The sequence below is a fragment of the Pseudomonas sp. MSSRFD41 genome (assembly GCF_014230245.1).
Taxonomy (GTDB): domain Bacteria; phylum Pseudomonadota; class Gammaproteobacteria; order Pseudomonadales; family Pseudomonadaceae; genus Aquipseudomonas; species Aquipseudomonas piscis.
Genome location: NZ_JACKZK010000002.1, coordinates 365526 through 385805, shown reverse-complemented (window position 1 = coordinate 385805; position 20280 = coordinate 365526). Strand labels below are relative to the sequence as shown.

Annotated in this window: 22 protein-coding genes; 10 read left to right on the top strand and 12 right to left on the bottom strand. The window is 64.7% G+C overall.

The window, feature by feature from the left end:
- Window positions 1–103: 103 nt before the first annotated feature.
- A complete protein-coding gene (locus H7A76_RS05400; protein WP_185697548.1) occupies window positions 104–403 on the bottom strand; it encodes a PsiF family protein in 300 nt (99 codons plus the stop codon).
- A 71-nt stretch (window positions 404–474) separates the two neighbouring features.
- Complete coding sequence (locus H7A76_RS05395; protein WP_185697547.1) at window positions 475–1263, bottom strand: helix-turn-helix transcriptional regulator; 789 nt, start codon at window positions 1261–1263, stop codon at window positions 475–477.
- 96 nt (window positions 1264–1359) lie between these two features.
- Here H7A76_RS05395 and H7A76_RS05390 point away from each other — a divergent pair, with 96 nt between their 5' ends.
- Window positions 1360–2247, top strand: a complete 888-nt coding sequence (locus tag H7A76_RS05390) for a DMT family transporter (protein ID WP_185697546.1) — start codon at window positions 1360–1362, stop codon at window positions 2245–2247.
- A gap of 12 nt (window positions 2248–2259) precedes the next feature.
- On the opposite strand, the gene H7A76_RS05385 is transcribed toward H7A76_RS05390, so the two are convergent.
- From H7A76_RS05385 to H7A76_RS05375, 3 genes are all read right to left on the bottom strand, one after another.
- Window positions 2260–3150, bottom strand: a complete 891-nt coding sequence (locus tag H7A76_RS05385; RefSeq protein WP_185697545.1) for a triacylglycerol lipase — start codon at window positions 3148–3150, stop codon at window positions 2260–2262.
- Between the two features lie 105 nt (window positions 3151–3255).
- Window positions 3256–3570 (bottom strand): DMT family transporter, encoded by a 315-nt coding sequence (locus tag H7A76_RS05380; protein ID WP_185697544.1) that lies wholly within the window; start codon window positions 3568–3570, stop codon window positions 3256–3258.
- A 9-nt stretch (window positions 3571–3579) separates the two neighbouring features.
- Window positions 3580–4218 carry an FMN-dependent NADH-azoreductase gene (locus H7A76_RS05375; RefSeq protein WP_185697543.1) on the bottom strand — a complete coding sequence of 213 codons (639 nt, stop codon included), beginning with the start codon at window positions 4216–4218 and terminating at the stop codon, window positions 3580–3582.
- A 137-nt stretch (window positions 4219–4355) separates the two neighbouring features.
- Here H7A76_RS05375 and H7A76_RS05370 point away from each other — a divergent pair, with 137 nt between their 5' ends.
- On the top strand, window positions 4356–5267 hold the full coding sequence (locus H7A76_RS05370; protein ID WP_185697542.1) for a LysR substrate-binding domain-containing protein: 912 nt from the start codon (window positions 4356–4358) through the stop codon (window positions 5265–5267).
- Between the two features lie 121 nt (window positions 5268–5388).
- Window positions 5389–5919 carry a bacterioferritin gene (locus H7A76_RS05365; protein ID WP_185697541.1) on the top strand — a complete coding sequence of 177 codons (531 nt, stop codon included), beginning with the start codon at window positions 5389–5391 and terminating at the stop codon, window positions 5917–5919.
- A 58-nt stretch (window positions 5920–5977) separates the two neighbouring features.
- Here the strand turns inward: H7A76_RS05365 and H7A76_RS05360 are convergent, their stop codons facing one another.
- Window positions 5978–8053: an AsmA family protein gene (locus tag H7A76_RS05360; protein ID WP_185697540.1), complete on the bottom strand. Its 2076-nt coding sequence runs from the start codon at window positions 8051–8053 to the stop codon at window positions 5978–5980.
- Window positions 8054–8438: 385 nt separating this feature from the next.
- Between H7A76_RS05360 and H7A76_RS05355 the strand changes: the two genes are divergently transcribed.
- The 7 genes from H7A76_RS05355 (at window position 8439) to H7A76_RS05325 (ending at window position 13631) form a co-directional block, all read left to right on the top strand.
- On the top strand, window positions 8439–8906 hold the full coding sequence (locus tag H7A76_RS05355) for a hypothetical protein (RefSeq protein ID WP_185697539.1): 468 nt from the start codon (window positions 8439–8441) through the stop codon (window positions 8904–8906).
- A 161-nt stretch (window positions 8907–9067) separates the two neighbouring features.
- The gene (locus tag H7A76_RS05350) at window positions 9068–9700 is read left to right on the top strand and encodes a TetR family transcriptional regulator (protein WP_185697538.1); all 633 of its coding nucleotides are present in this window, start codon (window positions 9068–9070) and stop codon (window positions 9698–9700) included.
- 266 nt (window positions 9701–9966) lie between these two features.
- Entirely contained in the window at window positions 9967–10467 is a 501-nt protein-coding gene (gene ureE, locus H7A76_RS05345; RefSeq protein WP_185697537.1) for an urease accessory protein UreE, read from the top strand.
- The gene (locus H7A76_RS05340; RefSeq protein WP_185697536.1) at window positions 10464–11138 is read left to right on the top strand and encodes an urease accessory protein UreF; all 675 of its coding nucleotides are present in this window, start codon (window positions 10464–10466) and stop codon (window positions 11136–11138) included. Before ureE ends, H7A76_RS05340 begins: the two co-directional genes overlap by 4 nt.
- A 23-nt stretch (window positions 11139–11161) precedes the next feature.
- A complete protein-coding gene (gene ureG, locus H7A76_RS05335; RefSeq protein WP_185697535.1) occupies window positions 11162–11776 on the top strand; it encodes an urease accessory protein UreG in 615 nt (204 codons plus the stop codon).
- A gap of 34 nt (window positions 11777–11810) precedes the next feature.
- Window positions 11811–12383 carry a HupE/UreJ family protein gene (locus tag H7A76_RS05330; RefSeq protein WP_185697534.1) on the top strand — a complete coding sequence of 191 codons (573 nt, stop codon included), beginning with the start codon at window positions 11811–11813 and terminating at the stop codon, window positions 12381–12383.
- Between the two features lie 108 nt (window positions 12384–12491).
- Entirely contained in the window at window positions 12492–13631 is a 1140-nt protein-coding gene (locus tag H7A76_RS05325; protein ID WP_185697533.1) for an AGE family epimerase/isomerase, read from the top strand.
- A 25-nt stretch (window positions 13632–13656) separates the two neighbouring features.
- Here H7A76_RS05325 and H7A76_RS05320 read toward each other — a convergent pair whose 3' ends face one another.
- From H7A76_RS05320 to H7A76_RS05295, 6 genes are all read right to left on the bottom strand, one after another.
- On the bottom strand, window positions 13657–14562 hold the full coding sequence (locus H7A76_RS05320) for a cation diffusion facilitator family transporter (RefSeq protein WP_185697532.1): 906 nt from the start codon (window positions 14560–14562) through the stop codon (window positions 13657–13659).
- A gap of 278 nt (window positions 14563–14840) precedes the next feature.
- Window positions 14841–15608: an SDR family oxidoreductase gene (locus H7A76_RS05315; RefSeq protein ID WP_053132321.1), complete on the bottom strand. Its 768-nt coding sequence runs from the start codon at window positions 15606–15608 to the stop codon at window positions 14841–14843.
- A gap of 825 nt (window positions 15609–16433) precedes the next feature.
- Window positions 16434–17150, bottom strand: a complete 717-nt coding sequence (locus H7A76_RS05310; protein WP_103325705.1) for an ABC transporter ATP-binding protein — start codon at window positions 17148–17150, stop codon at window positions 16434–16436.
- The gene (locus H7A76_RS05305) at window positions 17147–18019 is read right to left on the bottom strand and encodes an ATP-binding cassette domain-containing protein (RefSeq protein WP_185697531.1); all 873 of its coding nucleotides are present in this window, start codon (window positions 18017–18019) and stop codon (window positions 17147–17149) included. Before H7A76_RS05305 ends, H7A76_RS05310 begins: the two co-directional genes overlap by 4 nt.
- Window positions 18016–19311: a high-affinity branched-chain amino acid ABC transporter permease LivM gene (gene livM, locus H7A76_RS05300; RefSeq protein WP_185697530.1), complete on the bottom strand. Its 1296-nt coding sequence runs from the start codon at window positions 19309–19311 to the stop codon at window positions 18016–18018. Before livM ends, H7A76_RS05305 begins: the two co-directional genes overlap by 4 nt.
- Before the next feature lie 2 nt (window positions 19312–19313).
- Window positions 19314–20228 carry an ABC transporter permease subunit gene (locus tag H7A76_RS05295; RefSeq protein WP_022641909.1) on the bottom strand — a complete coding sequence of 305 codons (915 nt, stop codon included), beginning with the start codon at window positions 20226–20228 and terminating at the stop codon, window positions 19314–19316.
- Between the last annotated feature and the right edge of the window lie 52 nt (window positions 20229–20280).

Below are 20280 nucleotides of genomic sequence, written 5' to 3'. Positions count from 1 at the left end.
ACTAATTGAAACGATGGAGGTTTATGGCAGGCCCATAGCGCCGGACCTCGATGAGGGCCAGGACCCAGCGGGTTCCCGGCGCCCCGCCCCCATCGAGCCGCGATCATTTTTTCTTCAGGCAGTCGCTCATGAAGGTCTTGCGCGCATCGCCCTTGAGCGCCTTGGCCGTGGCGTCGGCGTTGCACGATTTCATTCTTTCCTGGGGCGTGGAAGGCGTCGCGGCGGCGGCCGGCGCAGTCTTGAGGCAAGTACTCATGAAGGCCTTGCGCTCATCGCCCTTGAGGCTCTTGGCGGTGGCTTCGGTGTTACAGGTGGTCATCTTGTTCTGTTGGGCGGTGGCGGCAAAACCCTGGGAGCACAGCAGCAGGCCCACCATCAGCAACGGGATACGCAACATCTTCATGGAGTTTTCTCCTTGTCACCGCACCGATGGGCGCGGCCTCCCAGGCAGTGTAGACAAAGCCTGTTACACCTTCACCTGTTCTGCAGACCCGCCCGGCGGTACTGCTCGGGGGTGCAGCCGGCGTGGCGCTGGAACATCGCGATGAACGCCGAGGCGGTGCTGTAGCCCATGTCGAAGGCGATCTCCTGGATGCTGCGGTGGCTCTCCAGGGCCTGGATCGCGGCCAGGAACCGCTGGCGCTGGCGCCACTCGCCGAAGCTCATGCCCAGCTCACGCACGAACTGCCGGGCCAGGGTCCGCTCGCTGACATGGGCCTGTTGCGCCCAGTAGGCCAACGGCTGGTTGTTGCCCGGCTCGGCCTGCAGCGCCTGGAGTACCCGCGACAGGTCGGGGTGGTTGGCATAGGGCAGGAAGCAGGTATGCACCGGAGCCTGGCGCAACTGGTCCAGCAGTACCTGGGCCAGGCGCTGGTCGGCTGCGCCCTCGGGAATCTGCACGTCCCGGCTGGCGAAGTCCTTGAGGATCGCCTTGAGGATCTCGCTGATGCTCAAGGTGCAACCCTGCCGCGGCAGGTCGTGGCACAACTCCGGCGCCAGCAGCACCGCGCGATAGTTGATCGGCTGGCTGCTATAGAAACTGTGGGCGGTGTAGGGCGGCACCCAGACCGCGTACTGGGGCGGGGACATGAAGCGCTGGCCGGCGATCTCCATGTGCATCACGCCATGGGCCGAATACTCCAGGCAGCCCCAGGGATGGCGGTGCTCCAGGGCATGGCTGTGGGCGGCGAAGTCGGCATAGCGGAAGTACACCGGCGCGGGCAGGCCGTGGAAGTCCAACAGATCGATGTGTTTTTTGCTCATGCTGTCCGGATACAGGGGCGGGTTGTCCGGTTCGCAGTATAGGCGCTGATCCGGACAGGAGGATAATCAGCCCTCATTCACTTCCTGGCTGTCTCCATGCAATACGCTTATCCATTACTGGCCGTCTTCATCTGGGCCGGCAATACCGTGGTCAACAAACTCGCGGTGGGGGCCATCTTCCCAGCGGAGATCGGTTTCTATCGCTGGCTGCTGGCGGGCTTGCTGTTCACCCCGTTCATGCTCGGGCCGGTGCGGCGCCACTGGCCGGTGATCCGCCCGAATCTTGGCCGCATCTTCGTCCTCGGCGTACTGGGCATGGCGGTGTACCAGAGCCTGGCCTACTTCGCCGCCATCCAGACCTCGGCCACCAACATGGGCATCATCCTTTCGCTGATGCCGCTGATGTCCCTGGCCATGGCCATCGCGGTGCTGGGTCAGCGCCTGACCGCCGGGGCCCTGGTTGGCGCGGTGCTGTCCTTCGCCGGGGTGCTGGTGGTGGTGTCCTCCGGTAGCCTGGCCAGCTTGCTGCAGCACGGGGTCAACCTGGGCGACGCGATGATGCTGGTGGCCACCCTGGCCTATGCGGTGTACAGCACCCTGTTGAAGAAGTGGCAGCTGCGCCTGCCCCCCCTGGTACTGCTGTACTTGCAGGTATTGGTCGCGGTGCTGGTGCTGCTGCCGCTGTTCCTGGCATCGCCGAAAGTCGGCCCGACCCTGCAGAACATCCCACTGGTGCTCTACGCCTGCCTGCTGGCCTCGATGCTCGCGCCACTGGCCTGGATGCAAGCCGTGATACGCCTGGGGCCGAGCCGGACCACGCTGTTCTTCAACCTGCTGCCGTTGGTCACCGCGCTGATCGCCGCCGTGGTGCTGCGCGAGCAACTGGCCTGGTTCCACCTGGTGGGCGGGGTCCTGACCCTGGGCGGCGTGGTGCTGTCCGAACGCTGGACCCGGGAGCTGGGCTCGCGCCTGCGTGCAGCCTGAAGAACCAGCGGCTCAAAGCCCGGCCGCCTTCAGGCGCCGGGCATGCTCGACGAACAGGCGGATCGGCTCGGCGCCCTTGCCCACCAGCCCCAGGGACTGGTTGACGATATCGAAGTGATCCAGGGGATAGTCGTCGCCGATGACCATTCCCAGGTGCGAGCTGTAGCGCCCCACCATGCCGTCGCATTGCCCGGCCTCGCGCACGAAGGTCCGGGCGAACAACCGGCAACTGCGGCTCGAGCCGTCCAGCAAGTTCCCGCCACGATTGGTCTTGCCCGGCTGCAAGGTGCCGGACCAGGAGTAGTAGCGCACGCCGGCGACCTCTTCCGCGCCCTGCCCGCCCCAGGTCGTCGGCAGGCCCTGTGGATACTGGCGGTTGAACAGGGCCACGCCCTCGCTGGTCAACGACTGGTGCGAAGCATGGATGTCCGCCGGCAGCTTCGGCCCGCGATAGCCGGTCTCCAGCAGCGTCATCAAGGCCGAGATCCCACGCAGCAGCAGGCTCAGCATGCGTCCGCGCCAGCTGTGGGCCGGCGCATGACGCTGCAGGTAGTCCGCCAGCTCGGAACCGTGGTTGGGGCCCGCCACCGACGTCACCGAAGCCACCAGGTCCGCCCGCCGGGCCGCCGCGTAGCGCGCCGTGAGCGCGCCCTGGCTATGGCCGATCAGGTTGACCCGGGCGGCGCCGGTCTGCTCCAGGATCCGCTGGATCTGTACCAGCAGTTGCTCGCCACGCACCTCGCTGGAGTTGAGCGGCGAGACCTGTACCGCGAACACCTGGGCGCCACCCTGGCGCAAGGCCGGGATGATCCCGTACCAGTAGGGGTAGAGCAGCAGGCGGACAAAACCGAGCATGCCGGGCACCAGGACCAGGGGGTAACGGGTGGCAAGCTCTTGGGACATGGAAGACATCCTTGTGCGGAAACGGTGACCAGGCTGAAAGCTAGACCATAACCAAGGCGCTGGTCAGTCTTCGTGACCGTTTGGCGACCGCCCCATGACAAGCCATCACGCTCCCTGCTTGAGCCCCACCACCCCCGCCAGGATCAACCCCACCGACACTAGCTTGACCGGCGTCAGGCTCTCGCCCAGCAAGGCGAACCCCAGCAGCACCGTGCCCAGGGAGCCGATGGCGGTCCAGATCGGATACGCCACGCTGACCGGCAACTCGCGCAGGGCCAGGGTCAGGAAGTAGACCCCGCCCAGCGCCGCCACCAGGGTCAGCAGCGACGGCCAGGGCCGGGTGAAACCGGCGGCGTACTTCATGCCCATGGCGAACGCCACCTCGAAGGCCGCGGCCAGCAATAGCAATCCCCAGGCCATGGCCGTACCTCAGAAGCGCCGGGCCAGGGCCAGCAATTGCTGTTCGGCCTGGGCGCAGGATTGCTGGAATCGCTCGGGCACCGACTCTTCGCCTTCGGCCGCGATCACCGTAACGTCGTCGATGCCCATGAAGCCCAGGGCGGTACGCAGCCAGCGGTCGGCGTGGTTCATCGCCTCGTGTTCGCCACCCGGGCCGAAACCGCCGCCGCCACGGCTGGTGATGACCAGCACCTTCTTGCCCAGTACCAGCGGCTGGTAGTGGGCCACGCCGTTGTCCAGCTGGGTGTCGAAGGTCAGGCCCAGGCGCACGATGTGGTCGACCCAGGCCTTGATGCCGCTGGGTACGCTGAAATTGTACATGGGCGCCGAGATCACCAGGCGCGGGTGCTCGAACAGCTCGCCGACCAGCTCATCGCTCAGGGCCAGGTCGGCCTGCATCGAAAGAGGGCGGGCCTCGGGTTGTGGATGGAACGCCGCGGCGATGAAGGCCTCGCTGACATGGGGAATGGCCCCGCGCCCGACTTCCCGGCGGGTCAACGAACCTTGGGGATTGGCCGCTTGCCAGGCCTGCAGGAATACCTCGGCCAGGCGCCGGCTGTGGGATCGCTCGCCTCGGGGACTGCCATGGACTACAAGAACTTTACTCATCTGAACTCCCTCATGCGCTAGAACCTCGACGGCCTTGAATGCCCGCCAATTTCGCGCTAAAGCTAGAGCCATCGGCATTCGCCAACAAACGAATTAAAATTCATTCAGATGAATTCATATCAGCCATGGAGCGCTCTATGTTCGCCCACCTGCCTCTCACCGCCCTGCGGACCTTCGAGTCTGCCGCGCGCCTGCTGAGTTTCAAGGAGGCGGCCGACGACCTGTCGGTGACGCCCACGGCGGTGTCCCATCAGATCCGCAGCCTGGAACATTGGCTGGGCGTGCCCTTGTTCGAGCGGCTGCCACGCCAGGTACGCCTCACCGAAGCCGGCGATCGCTTGTTCCACAGCCTGCATGGTGCCCTGCTGGATGTGGCGCAAAGCGTCGCCACCCTGCGCCCGGCCCCGGACAACGGGCAGTTGACGGTGTCCACCACGGCCGCCTTCGCCGCCCTGTGGCTGGTGCCGCGCCTGGGACGCTTCTACGCCCAGCACCCGGGGATCAACCTGCGCCTGGACACCCAGTGCGAGGTGGTGGACCTGCAGCAGGATGCCAGCATCGACGTGGCGATCCGCTATAGCCAGGACGGCTACCTGAACCTGCATGGCCTGTGCCTGTTCGATGAACGCTTCGCGGTCTATGGCTCGCCGCAGCAAGTGGCGCTGGCCGGGCAGCAACGGCCGGCGCTGATCAGCGTGCACTGGCGCAGTTCCACGCTGTACGCCGATGGCTGGCAGGCCTGGTGTGCCCAGGCCGGGGAGAACTGGCTCGAGGACCAGCCGCAGGTGCGCTCCTACGACGAAGAGCAGTACGCCCTGCAAGCGGCCATCGCCGGCCAGGGCCTGGTACTGGCCAGCAATATCCTGGTATCGCAGAGCGTGGCCAGCGGCCTGTTGCAGGCCTATCGCCCGGACATCCATGTGGGCGGCGCCGGCTATAGCGCTTTGTGCGTACCCGGGCGCGAGCGCCATCCACCGGTGCGGGTGTTCCTGCAGTGGTTGCAGCAGGAGGCGCTGCTGGCCGGGCACCCGCTGCTGGCTCGCAGCTGAAACCTGGCCGTCGCGGCACATTCGATCAAACTTTTTGCCGCTCCCGCGACTCACATCCTAGGTAGCGACCAGGCCCATAGAGCCCGGCGCAAGACGGATTAGCCCCCTAGGAGAAACCGAGATGAGCGAGATGCATTTGTCCGATGTGAACAGCCTGCGCGAACGGGCCCGCAGCCATGTGGAGAACGGCGCCGTGACCGCCGGCTATAACGCCGATCGGGAGGAAGTGCTGCGCCTGCTCAATGAAGCCCTGGCCACCGAGCTGGTCTGCGTGCTGCGCTACAAGCGCCACTACTTCATGGCCAACGGGCTCAAGGCCAGCGTGGCCGCCGACGAATTCCTCGAGCACGCCACCCAGGAAGCCGAGCATGCCGACAAGCTGGCCGAGCGCATCGTTCAGCTGGGTGGCGAACCGGAATTCAACCCCGACCTGCTGTCGGCCAAGTCCCATGCGCAATACGTGGCCGGCAGGACCTTGAAGGAAATGGTCTACGAGGACCTGGTGGCCGAGCGGATCGCCATCGATAGCTACCGCGAGATCATCCAGTACATCGGCGACAAGGACCCGACCACCCGCCGCCTGTTCGAAGAGATCCTGGCCCAGGAAGAAGAGCACGCCGACGACATGGCGGACATCCTCCAGGACCTGTAGCGCCTATGCCAGGCCGGCCCCAGCGCACAGGAGCGGGCCGGCCAGCCCCTCCCCGCCCTCACTTGCCCGGCTTGACCGTCGTCGGCGCCTTGCCCGCACGCATCTGCTGCAACAGTGGCGCGCACTGGTTGGGTTCGTCGTTGCTCGGCGCCACCAGCGCCAGGAGCCCGGCCGCCGGACCGGCGATCACCCCCAGCGCCACCATTCCCGCGCCACGCAGCACCAGCGGCACGGCCTTGACCCCGGCGCTGGGCTGGATGAACTTGCCCTGCACGTAGAGGGGTGAACGCAGGGAGAACAGGCGCAGGCCCTTGGACTCGGGGGTGATGGTCAGGTCCAGCTGCTCGGTGGCCATGTTGGCGGTGCCATCGACGTAGATGATGGCGTTCTCGGTATCGAAGACGAACAGGCGCGAAGTGGCGAGGCCGGTCTTGATGCCGAAGTCGGCGGCAGCGCAGTTGATCTTCACATCCTTGTCGCCGAACAACTTGCCCACCACATAGTTGCCGACATTGAGCCCGGCGATCTCCATCAGCCCACGGCTGATGGCGCCATCGTTGATCAGCATCTTCAAGTCACCGTTGGCGCTGCCCAGCAGGGCCGCCACCGAGTTGCCGCGCCCGGAGAGATCGGCATCGCCGTTGAGCTCGCCGAAGCTGGTCTTCATGGGCTCGAAGGTGGGGAACAGTTGCTTGAGCTTGAAGTTGCGCGCGGTCAGACGGGCCCGGCCCTCCATGGGCGTGGCATGGCCATTGAGGCGCACCTGGGCATCGAGCTTGCCGCCGGCCACGCCGAAACGCAGGGGTTCCAGGCTGAGCTGGCCGTCGTTGAGCACCAGGTGGGTGTAGAGATCGGTGAACGGCAGGTCGGCGCTGTGGACGATGCGCTTGCCGGTGAACTCGACGTCGGCATCCATGTCGCGCCAGCGCTCGGTGCGGAACTCCTCCACCGGCAGCACCTTGTCCGCCGGTTGCTTGCTCTCGCCGCCCCGGGCCTTCTGCTTGGCATTGGAGTCGGCGCCGATCAGCGGCCCCAGGTCGCGGAACAGGAGCTGGTTGGAGACCAGCGCCCCGCTGAGCTTGGGCCGGGGTTGGCTGGCGACGTAGGTCAGGTTGCCATGGATGTCGCTGTCGCCGATCTTGCCGTTGAAATCCTTGTAGCTGAACGTTGCGCCGGCCGGGTCGTGCAGCTTGGCGCTCAGGTGGCCATCGGTGGAGTACGGCGGCGAATCGGGCAGGGTCACCCCGGTCAATGGATAGAGGTTGCCCAGGCTGGTGCCCGCCAGCTTCAGGCGCAGGTCCAGGGCGCCCAAGTTCAGCGGATCGGTGAGGCTGCCATGCAGCTCGATGCGCGAGTCGCCGATCTGCGCCTGGGCCTGGAGCGGGAACGGCTTGCTGCTGTCCTTGAGGGCCAGCAGGCCGCCGATCTTGCCGGTGCCGGCGAGCTTCTGCCCGTGGTACTGGCCCTTGACCTTGAGGGCGAAGGCATAGGCCTGGGGTTCGGCGCCTTGCTCGACGACTTTCTTCGCCTCGCTCTGGCCAACGATGTCACTGAACGGAATCGGCTGGCCAAGCAGTTCCACCAGAAGGTCCAGGCGAGTCTTGAGGCTCTGGTCGTCCAGGGTCACGTGGCCCTTGTCGAAGCCGATGGCGCCGATGTCCACCGTCCAGCTGGATGGCTGGGCATCGGGGTCCGCGGGATCGAAGGTGAAAGTCCAGTTGGCACGACCGTCGGCCAGCCGCTGCAAGTCGGCCTCGGGTTCGGTGAGGTCTATGCGCGGGATGGTCACCCGCCGCGCCAGCAGCGCCAGGGGCGAGATCCGCAGTTCGACCCGCTTGAGACCGACCATCCGCGGTGCCTTGGACCAGTCCGGGTTGCCCAGGGTCAGGTCCTCGGCGACCACATGGGGCCAAGGCACCCAGGCCCGCCAGCCACCCTCGTCGGGCTCGCGCCGCCAGGCCACCGACAAGTCGCCATTGATCGCGAACGGCCGGTGCAGTTCCTCGGACACCTTGGCATTGAGGGCCGGCTTGATCCGGTTCCAGTCGAAAAAGACCACCACCAGCACCAGTAGGGCCAGCAACAGGACCAGGCCGGTGAAGGTCCAGGCGAGGATTTTACGAGTGCGCGTCATGGCACGAGGCTCCTTGAGACAACTGAGCGCCGAACCACGACGCATCGATGAAGAACCGGGGCAAAACCACCGGCATTGGAACTACGACTGACAAAGTCCCCACAGGTTTGATCGGCGACGCCGGCCCGGGGGAAAAACCGGCCATTTCTGGCCACTTGGACAACCATGTGTTACCGCTCAACGCTCCTCCCTGGAGCATGAGTGAGTCGAAACTACCCACCCCGGTGCACGACCCTGAAAGCTGAGAGGCCCGGACTAGAGCCTCGCGACAAACAATCAATTCTGTTGATTATCATCATTGTGTTTATGAACTTTTATATCGATTTAGTGGCGGTAACATTAGCCCCGTACCCAATTTTTCGCCCCCCACGGAGCACCCCCTATCATGAAACGCCACATCCTCTTGAGCCTGACCTTATCCATCCTGGCCGCCAACGCCTTCGCCCTGCCCGCCGCCGAACAGGCCACTCCACAGGTCCAGGCCAGCCATAGCAGCGCGTTCACCCAGACGCTGGCCGAAGGTGGTTCGGATCGCCTGATCGAACGCAACAAGGTCGCCGCCGATGGCTATGATCGCACCCCACAAGGCCAGAGCGTTGCCGAAGATGGCTACGACCGTACTCCACAAGGCCAGACCGTTGCCGAAGGTGGCCGTGATCGCCTGGAAGAGAAAGGCCTGGTCGAAGATGGCTACGACCGTACCCCACAAGGCCAGACCGTTGCCGAAGGCGGTCGCGATCGCCTGGAAGAAAAAGGCCTGGTCGAAGATGGCTACAGCCGTACCCCACAAGGCCAGACCGTTGCCGAAGGCGGTGCCGATCGCCTGGCCGAACGTCATCAAGCTGCGAGCTGAGGCCATGTTGGCCCAGAAAAAAGCCCGGTCCCTGGACCGGGCTTTTGACTTTTCAGCGTACCCGTCCACCCCCTGCCTGCCCAGGCCTGACGCCAGTTCGACTCGGGCAAAGTTGATTTGCTAGAGTGCCCCGCTCTCCCAAGCGAAGAATTCCCTTCCAGATGCTGCCCCGCGCCGAACAGAAGCAACAGACCCGCAACGCCCTGATGGATGCCGCCCGGCACTTGATGGAGGGTGGTCGTGGTTTTGGCAGCCTGAGCCTGCGGGAGGTGGCCAAGGCCGCTGGCATCGTCCCCACCGGTTTCTACCGGCACTTCAGCGACATGGACCAGCTTGGCCTGGAACTGGTCAGCGAAGTGGGCCAGACCTTTCGCGAAACCATCCGCCTGGTCCGCCATAACGAATTCGTCATGGGCGGCATCATCGACGCCTCGGTGCGCATCTTCCTCGATGTGGTGGAAGCCAAACGCGTGCAGTTCCTGTTTCTCGCCCGCGAGCAATACGGTGGCTCGCTGCCGGTACGCCAAGCCATCGCCAGCCTGCGGGAAAACATCAGTTCGGACCTGGCCGCCGACCTGGCGCTGATGCCCAAGCTGCAGCATCTCGATGCCGCCGACCTCAGCGTCATGGCCGACCTGGTGGTCAAGAGCGTGTTCGCCACCCTGCCGGACATCATCGATCCGCCAATCCAGGCCTTGCCCGAACACCTCACGCCCCAGGCGAAGATGACCCAGCAACTGCGCTTCATCTTCATCGGGCTCAAGCACTGGAACGGCTTGGGCAGTACCGAGTAATTCCCCCACCACTGCGCCAGATCTCCCTCGCCCTGCTCTGGAGCAGGCCTTTGCGCCTACCCGGCAAACAGGCACCCAATTGCGGCAAAAACATTTGCAGCGCACCAAGCCAGTGCTATAAATCAGCTCGGCGCAGCAATTTGTAACAAGATAAAACAAGGTTTTGCCCCTTTTCCAGTCGCAGTACCAGGGGTTTTCCTTTCCTTCGAGCGATTGGCAAGGCCCTTGCTCTGGCTTGTGCATCGTTCATAGCTGGAAGCTTTCCGATGCTGGTGATCCATCGCCGAACCGCCCCCCAGGCCACCTGGTCCGCTGAACTGCACCTGACCTATGAAGCACGCAGCAAGAGCCGCCTGCGCTGCTTCAGTGCCGAGGGCGAGGACGTCGGCCTGTTCCTGGAGCGTGGCCAGCCACCGCTACATGATGGCGAATGCCTGGTCGCCGAGGACGGGCGTATCGTCAAGGTCCGCGCCCGCGCCGAGACCCTGCTGCATGTCACTTGTGGCAATGCCCTGGAACTGACCCGCGCGGCCTATCACCTGGGCAACCGCCATGTGGCCTTACAAGTGGGTGATGGCTGGCTGCGCCTGCTGGACGACTACGTACTCAAGGCCATGCTCGAACAACTGGGAGCCAGCGCCAGCGTCATCGAGGCGCCGTTCCAACCCGAGCATGGCGCCTATGGTGGCGGGCACCATCATTCCCATCACGGCGATGCGGACTTCAACTACCCGCCACGCCTGCACCAGTTCGGCGCTCGCCCGTGAATCCGGCCTGGGCCCTGTTGCGCCTGGCCAGCCCGCAACTGCCCATCGGTGGCTACAGCTATTCCCAGGGCCTGGAGACGGCGGTGGACCAGCAGCGGGTGCATGACCCGGACAGCGCCCGGCGCTGGATCGGCGACCAGCTGTTGCTCAACCTGGCGCGCTTCGAGGCCCCGCTGCTTTGGGCCCATTGCCAGGCCGCAGCGGAGCAGAATTGGGAACGCCTGCACCAGCTCGGCGAAGAGCATCGGGCCAGCCGTGAAACCCGCGAGCTGTACCTGGAGAGCCGGCAAATGGGCTACTCCCTCAAGCAGCTGCTCGAAGGCCTGCCGGAACTGGACGCCGGCGCCCGGCAAATGCTGGCGCGGCAGGACGAACCGCACCTGGCCCTGGGCTGGGCCCTGGCCGCCCGTGCCTGGCAAATCGCCCCGCGCGATGCCCTGGCCGCCTGGCTCTGGAGCTGGCTGGAGAACCAACTGGCGGTGCTGATGAAGACCCTGCCCCTGGGTCAGCAGGCCGCCCAGCGCCTGACCAGCGACCTGCTGCCGCTGCTGCAACAGGCCCAGCAGCAGGCCACTACCCTTGATTCCCAACACTACGGCAGCGCCGCCTTCGGCCTGTCCCTGGCGAGCATGGCCCATGAGCGCCAGTACAGCCGCCTGTTTCGTTCCTGAGGGCCGTCATTTTGGAGAAGCACATGAATACACAACCCTTGCGCGTCGGTATCGGCGGCCCGGTGGGCTCCGGCAAGACCGCCTTGACCCTGGCCCTGTGCCTGGCCCTGCGCGAGCGCTACAACCTGGCGGTGGTGACTAACGATATCTATACCCGCGAAGACGCCGATTTCCTGGTGCGCAACCAGGCCTTGGCCCCGGAACGGATCATCGGCGTGGAGACCGGCGGCTGTCCGCATACCGCCATTCGCGAAGACGCCTCGATCAACCTGGAGGCCGTGGATCAGTTGAACCGGCGCTTCCCGGGGCTGGACCTGATCCTGGTGGAGTCCGGCGGCGACAACCTGTCGGCCACCTTCAGCCCGGAACTCTCGGACCTGACCCTCTACGTCATCGATGTCTCGGCCGGCGACAAGCTGCCACGCAAGGGTGGCCCGGGCATCTGCAAATCCGACCTGCTGGTGATCAACAAGATCGACCTGGCGCCGCTGGTCGGCGCCTCCCTGGACCTGATGAACAGCGACACCCAACGCATGCGTGGCGGCAAGCCGTTCGTCTTCAGCAACCAGAAGACCGGCCAGGGCCTGGCGGAGATCATCGCCTTCATCGAACGCCAGGGCCTGCTGAGCGCAGCCTGAACCCAACCTCGACCCTCGACAAGGACAGCGATCCATGACCTTCCAACGCATCCTCGGGGCCCTGGCCCTGCTGCTGGTTCCCACCCTGGCCCTGGCCCACCCCGGCCATGGCGACAACGGCCTGATGGCCGGCATCGGCCATCCGCTCGGCGGCCTCGATCATCTGCTGGCGATGGTCGCGGTAGGCCTGTGGGCCGCCCAGCAACAAGGCGTGGCGCGCTGGGCGCTGCCCTGCACCTTCGTCAGCACCATGTTGCTGGGCGGGCTGCTGGGTTTCGCCGGCCTGCAACTGCCGGCCCTGGAAAGCGGCATCGCCGCCTCGGTCCTGGCCCTGGGCCTGGCGGTCGCGCTGGCAGTACGCCCGCCGCTGGCCCTGGCCATGGCGGCCACGGCCTTGTTCGCCCTGTTCCACGGCGTGGCCCATGGCCTGGAGCTGCCGGACATGTCCAGCCCCTGGGCCTATGCCGCAGGCTTCGTGGCCGCCACCGCCGCCCTGCATGCCGCAGGCTATGCCCTGGTGCGAGCGCTACCGCGGACCGCCGCGCCCCTGGTGCGCATGGCCGGCGCGGCCTCTGCCGCCGCCGGCGTGTGGCTGCTCGCCGGTTGAAGCCCTTAGGTCGCGGCCGCCACGGTGGCTGCGACGCAGGGCCAATCGGCACGGCCTTCTCTGCTACCATGTCGCGCATTCAAACCTGCCGTTAGAAGACGCCAGCCAATGCTCGATGTATCCCGCCCTACTCCCTCGCCAGTCGCCAATGCTGTGTTCCAGGCCGTGCAGCAGCATTTCCACGAGGTGATCGTGCCCCTGTGGCAAGGGCCGGGCTGGAACCGGCAACTGGCGCTGCCCTACGAGGCGCTGGACACCGAGCACCGGCCCCTGCCGCCGCAGCGCTACCGGGCCATGGCCTGTGCCCGGCAGCTGTACGTGTTTTCCCAACTGATCGGCGAGGCCAGCGCGCCCTTCGCCGCGGAGCGCGCCGCCGCGCTGTTCCGATCGCTGCAACGGCATTTCCACGATGCCGAGCACGGCGGCTGGTTCTACAGCATCGACCCCGAGGGCGCGCCGCTGGACCGGCGCAAGGACCTCTACACCCACGCGTTCATCGTCTTCGCCTGCGCCCACTACTGGGCCAAGGTCCGCGAACCGCTGGTGGAGTCGACGCTCAATGCCGCCCTGGAAGTGGTGGCCCAGCGTTTCGCCCAGGGCGAGGGACTCTACGAAGCCAGCCTGGACGAGGATTGGTCCCTGCTGGGCAGCGGTCCGTTGCAGAACCCCTCGATGCACCTGGCCGAGGCTTTCCTCGCTACCCTCGCGGCCCGTGACGATGCCTCGGTGGAGGCGGCCTTGCTCGAGTTGTGCCAGGCCATGCAGCAGCACTTCATCGAGCCACAGCAGGGCGTGATGATGGAGAAACCCCTGGGGGCCGTGGATAACTGGTTCGAGCCAGGGCACCAGTTCGAGTGGTATTTCCTCCTCGCCTCCTCGCCCCTGCTGCGCCAGGGTCCGCTGCACGCCTGCCTGGAACGGGCTTTCTCCTTCAGCGAACGGCAGGGGGTCGATCCCCAGAGCGGCGCGGTATGCGCGATGCTCGAACTGCCACCCCGGGCCAGCCCCAGGGATGCCACCCAGCGTATCTGGGCCCAGGCCGAATACCTGCGCGCACTGACCTTGCGCACCGATGGCCAGGTCTTCCTGGAGCGCCAGCTACAGGCGCTGCAAGGCAACTTCCTGCATGCCGGCGGCTGGTACGAATGCCTGGACGCCAATGGTGCGGTCAGCCGCCAGGACATGCCTTCGACCACGCCTTATCACCTGGCCACCTGTTACCAGGCCCTGGCTGGCTACTTCGGCTGAAGCGCCTGGCCGGCCCACAGGCCGGTCAGGCGATCCACTTGCGATCCCCGGTGAAGCTGATGGTCAGCCAGCGCGCGGTATCGGCCCCTCCCAGTTGGCTGGAGATGTCCTCGCGCAAACGGTCCAGGGTCGCGACATCCTGTAGCGGATAGTCGGCCGGCAGCACCACGTGGATCTCGATGAAACGCGCCCGGCCGTGCTTTTGCACATAGCTGACATAGTCCTCGAAACCATGGGTGGCCTTGGCCTGTTCCATCACCGTGCGCACGGTCTCGTCCAGTTGGTCGGGGGCGATACCCAGCACCTCGCGCAGGGCCGGGCGCAGGATCTTCAGGGCCGGCGCCAGCATGCTCAGGGCCAGCACGATCAGGATCAGCGGATCGACATACATCGCCCACCGGTCATGGCCGTAGTGCTTGAGCAACAAGGCGCTGACGAAGCTCACCAGCAGCCCCACCGAGAGCATGGCGTCCACCAGCCAGCTGATGTTGTCGAACTGGATCAGCGATGACTTGAGCTTGCGGTTGCGATGGCGCACGAACAAGAAGTAGGCGAACTCCACCACGCTGAACACGGCGGCATAGACGATCACCAGGCCCAGCTCGATCTCACGACCGCCGTTGATGATGCCGAACACGCCGTTGAGAAAGGCGTAGATGGCGATCAGCAGCAGGAAGCTGCCCTCGATCAACAGCACCATGGGCTCCAGGTGCCAGAAACCGAACTGGAAGCGTTGATTACCCGGCTTGGTGATCAGCCTGGCGGTGATCAGCATCAGCACCTTGATGAAGGTGGCGACCAAGGAAAAGAAACCATCGAACAGGATGGATTGGGCGCCAGAAACAAAACCCGTGACGATACCGGCGATCGCCACGGCGAACATCAGTACGGTCGATTGCTTGAGCAGAGCCTGCTCACCTCGGTTACTCACGATTCCTCCCACGGAACTTGGAAAACACCGCCTCAATGACAGCGGCAGTACACATTCAGGGGAGGAATTCTAGCGTGCTTCGGCTTCGGCCAGCTGAAACGAATCAGCTTATATATTTCCGCATGCGACCGTCCTCACTGCGAGGCGGTGGATAACGGCTGTCGCTGGGGCATGATCATGAGCGTCATGAAAGGTCTGCGGGCCTTGGCGCAGCTTCGCCAGCTCAGCAGCGGCTACAAGAGTACCGCGCACTGCCTGCGAAGCTGCACCCTGGCAGGTCAGGCCTTGGCGTTGCGATCGATGGCGAAACCGGCCCAGGACTGGCTCACCGGCATCAGTTCCAGGCTGTTGATGTTGACGTGGGCCGGGGTGTTCATGACCCAGAAGATGGTCTCGGCGATGTCCTCGGGCTGGATCGGCTCGGCACCGGCGTAGGTGGCGTCATAACGGGCCTGGTCGCCGGCGAAGCGCACCAGCGAGAACTCGCTTTCGCACAGGCCCGGCTCGATGTTGGTCACCCGTACCCCGGTGCCCTGCAGGTCGCAGCGCAGGTTCAGGGAGAACTGTTTGACGAAGGCCTTGGTGCCGCCATACACATGGCTGCCGGGATAGGGGTAGTTGCCGGCGACGGAGCCCAGGTTGACGATCCCGGCACCACGGCCATGGGCGATCAGCCGTGGCAGCAGCAGGCGGGTGCTGTACATCAGGCCCTTGATGTTGGTGTCGACCATGGTGTCCCAATCGTCCAGGTCGCACTTGGGCGCCGGATCCGTGCCCAGGGCCAATCCGGCGTTGTTGATCAGGCCGCGCAGCTTGGCGAATGTCGGCGGCAGGTTGTCGATGGCCTGTTCCATGGCCTTGCGGTCCCGCACGTCCAGCACCAGGCCATGGACCTCGGTCTGCTTGGAGAGCTCCGCGCACAAGGCATCGAGGCGCTCCTGGCGGCGACCGGTCAGAACCAGCGACCAGCCGGCCTCGGCAAAGCGCCGGGCACAGGCTTCGCCGAAACCGGAAGTCGCGCCGGTGATGAACAGAGTGGAAGTCATGGTGTTCTCCTTGCTGGGGGGCGGGCCGCCATTTCAATAAAAAAACGTTTCGCAGCATGCCCGGCCCGGCCTCGGGCGGCAACCGGCCCGGTGCCCAGGAAGCTTCATGGCCACAGCGCCCGCCATCGCTGTGGATATCTCCAGGAGGCTGTACAAAAAACGACCACCTGGCGCAAGGCCACGCCCTACGGGGCCTGTAGCCAGGTGCGCGCACCTTATCCACAGGCCGGTCCACAGTCTTTGGGGGCAACTGGCAAATACTCCAGGCCACGCTCCACGAGACCTGCATGGGCACAGGCAAAGTTTTTCCCTTGACCTGGGCCGACCGTCCGTGCCGCCGCAGCCTGAAAAAATGACCGGACGGTCAAGCAATAGAAGGCCAGAGACCAGTAACCACGCCGCCCCGGGAGTTCTTTCCAGAGTTTAACCACAGACTTATCCACAGGCTTATACAGACCTTCGCCCACTGCCTGCCGCGACAATAAAAAGGTTGACAACGCCGTCCTCAAGACCACCAAAAACCGCTGATCAAAAAACCAACGATTGCTTGCAAGCCACGTCCTGCAAGGCTTTCAGCCAGCTACTCCCACGTTACCCACAGCCCGCTCCACAACAAACGGGGACAACTCAAAACGGTGGAAAAACAACCGTTTGCGGCATCTTCATGCGGCGTTTTGGCAACTTGCCCAAGAGGTTTTCCACAATTGTCGGACGCAGATCAGCATTCTCCGTAAATCCAGGCCCGCCAATGAGCCTGAATCTGCGGGTGTGGATAAAAAAGGCCCCGCCGGCACGAACCGGCGGGGCCTTTTCATCCACAGCCGGTCAGTGGCCGCCCAGGTAGGCGTTGCGCACCTCCTCGTTGACCAGCAGTTCCTTGCCGCTGCCGCTGAGGCGGATCTCGCCGTTGACCATCACATAGGCGCGGTCGGACAGCTTGAGCGCATGGTTGGCGTTCTGCTCCACCAGGAAGATGGTCATGCCGCTGGCCGCCAGCTCCCGCAGGGTGGCGAAAATCTGCTTCACCACGATCGGCGCCAGGCCCAGGCTCGGTTCGTCCAGCAGCAGCAACTTGGGCCGGCTCATCAAGGCCCGGGCGATGGCCAGCATCTGCTGCTCACCGCCGGACATGGTCATGGCCCGCTGGTTGCGCCGCTCCTTGAGCCTGGGAAACAGCTCGAACATACGCTGCATGTCCTCGCTCGCGTACTGGTCGCCGATGGGGATGGTGCCCATCAGCAGGTTTTCCTCCACGGTCATGTCGGGGAACACCCGGCGCCCTTCCGGGGACTGGGCGATGCCGTTGGACGCGATGTAGTGGGACGACTTGCGGGTGATGTCCACACCGCGATAGAGGATCTGCCCGGACTCGGCCCGGGGCTGGCCGAAGATCGACATCAAGAGGGTCGACTTGCCGGCACCGTTGGAGCCGATCAGGCTCACGGTCTCTCCTTCGTCGATGTGCAGCGAGACCTTCTTCAGGGCCTGGATCGGGCCGTAGTACACGTCCAGGTCCTTGAGTTCGAGGATAGGTTGAGTCATGCCAGCTCCTCTTCGTCGGCACCCAGGTAGGCGGCGATCACCTTCGGATCGTTGCGGATCGCCTCCGGCCCGCCTTCGGCGATCACGTTGCCGTGGTCCAGTACCACGATATGGTCGGAAATGCTCATCACCATGCCCATGTCGTGCTCGATCAACACCACGGTCAGGTCATGTTCGTCGCGCAGCAACCGGATCATCGCGCTCAGCGCCTCGGTTTCCTGGGGGTTGAGGCCCGCGGCCGGTTCGTCGAGGCAGATCACCTGCGGCCGCGTGCACATGGCCCGGGCGATCTCCAGGCGCCGCTGCTGGCCGTAGGACAACTCGCCGGCCAGGCGGTTGGCGCAGTCCACCAGGTCCACCACTTCCAGCCAGTAGAACGCCTGGTCCAGGGCATCGCTTTCCGCCTTGCGATAGCCCCTGGTATTGAGCACCCCCGCCAGCAGGTTGCGATTGACCCACATGTGCTGGGCCACCAGCAGGTTCTCCACCACCGACATTTCCCGGAACAGGCGGATGTTCTGGAAGGTCCGCGCCAGGCCGGCCCGGTTCACCAGGTGGGTGCCGCCGAACATCTTGTAGTACAGGCGGCTGGAGAAGTGTTTCGGCGACACGAAGTCGCTGGCCCGGAACGGCTCGCCCAACAGCTTGATGACGTTGGTCTGCCGGCCCCGGGTGTTGAGTTCGATGCGCCCGCCGGACGCCTTGTAGAAACCGGTGAGGCAGTTGAACACGGTGGTCTTGCCGGCGCCGTTGGGGCCGATCAGGGCGAAGATCGAGTTGCGCTTGACCTTGAGGCTGACGTCGCTGAGGGCCTTGATGCCGCCGAAATGCATCATCAGGTTCTCGACCGAAAGAATGTATTCGCTCATGGTGCGCTCCTTGGGGTCAAAACGCCTTTGCGCGGGGTCACCCCGGTGCGGCTGATGCGGATCAAGCCCCGCGGCCGCCAGATCATCATCAACACCATCAGGATGCCGAACAGCAGCACCCGGTATTCGGAGAAGCTGCGCAGCAGTTCAGGCGCCACGGTGAGCACGAAGGCGGCGATCACCACGCCCACGGTGGAGCCCATGCCCCCCAGCACCACGATGGCGAGGATCAGCGCCGACTCGAAGAAGGTGAAGGACGAGGGGTTGACGAAACCCTGGTAGCTGGCGAAGAACACCCCGGCCAGGCCCGCGGTGGAGGCACCCAGGGTAAAGGCCGAGAGCTTCACCAGTACATGGTTCAGCCCCATGGCACGGCAGGCGATCTCGTCCTCGCGCAAGGCTTCCCAGGCCCGGCCGACGGGCATGCGGGTCAGCCGGTGCTTGATGTAGAGCACCAGCAGCACCACCAGGAACAGCACGATGTAGATGAACAGGAATTTCAGGTTGGGGTTGTATTCCAGGCCGAAGAACTCATGGAACGGCACTCCGCCGTCCTTGGCCTTGCGCCCGAACTCCAGGCCCAGGAAGGTCGGCGACGGTACCGGCATGCCGTTGGGGCCCCCGGTGAAGGACAGCCAGTTGTTGAGCACAAGGCGGATGATCTCGCCGAACCCGAGGGTGACGATGGCCAGGTAGTCGCCGTGCATGCGCAACACCGGGAAGCCCAATATGCATCCCGCCAGCGCCGCGGCGATCGCCGCCAGGGGCAGCACCGTCCAGAAGCCCAGGCCCAGGTACTGGTAGCCCAGGGCCAGGCCATAGGCGCCGATGGCGTAGAACGCCACGTAGCCCAGGTCCAGCAGACCGGCCAGGCCCACCACGATGTTCAGCCCCAGGCCCAGCAGCACGTAGATCAGGCCGAGGATCACCACGGTCAACAGGTACTTGTTGGCGAAGAACGGAAAGACGATGGCGATCACGATCAGCGCCGGGATGATCCAGCGCAGCCGCGACTTGTAGTCCGGCGCCAGCACATGCACGCCCGAGCCGCTGCCTTCGAAGCCCTGGAGGATCTTCAGCCCGCGCGGGGTCTGCAGGAACAGGCTCAGGGCCAGGCGCCCGGCCATGACGATGGCCACCAGCCAGGCGACCCGGGTCGGTTCCAGGTTGAAACTGTAGCCGTCCAGGACCACGCCCACGATGGGGCCGAACACGATCAGCGAGATCAGCCCGGCGAGCACGGCGTCGACGACGCTCTTCTTGATATCGATCGGTTTATTGGCAGCAGACATACTTACACCTTCGCCACGAGTGGGCGACCCAGCAGGCCTTGGGGACGGAAGATCAGGATCAGCACCAGCAGCGAGAAGCTGAACACGTCTTTGTAGTCGGAGTTGATCAAGCCGGAGAACAACGACTCGGAGATACCGAGGATGATCCCGCCGAGCATGGCGCCGGGCAGCGAGCCAATGCCGCCGAGCACCGCGGCGGTGAAGGCCTTGATGCCGATGACGAAGCCGGCGTAGAAGTCGAAGGTGCCGTAGTTCATGGTGATCAGCACCCCGGCCAGGGCGGCCATGGCCGCGCCGATGATGAACACGTAGGAGATCACCCGGTCGGTGTTGATCCCCAGGATCGAGGCCATCTTGCGATCTTGCTGGGTGGCCCGGCACATGCGCCCGAGCTTGGTGTACTTGATGATGTAGGTCAGCAGCGCCATGCCGGCGAAGGCCGCCACCAGGATGAAGATCTTGGTGTAGGTCAGTTGCACGAAACCACTGCCGATATCCACCTTCCAGGCCCCGGCCAGCAGGGTGGGCACGCCCTGCTGCTTGGCGCCCTGGCTGATCTGCGCGTAGTTCTGCAGGATCAGCGAGATGCCGATGGCGCTGATCAGCGGCGCCAGGCGGGTGGAGTTGCGCAGGGGCTTGTAGGCGACGCGCTCGATGACCCAGCCGTAGATCCCGGTGACCACGATGGTGAAGATCAGGGTGCCGAGGATGAGTAGCGGGAAGGATTCGATGCCGAAGTAGGCCAGCAAGGCCAGGCTGATTGCCGCGAGGTAGGCGGAAATCATGTACACCTCGCCGTGGGCGAAGTTGATCATGCCGATGATGCCATAGACCATTGTGTAGCCGATGGCGATCAGACCGTAGACGGACCCGAGGGTCAGTCCGTTGATCAGTTGCTGCAGGAAAATACCATCCATAACGCAATCTCACGGACTTGAGAGACGGCACAGGGCGTCGACGCCGGACAGG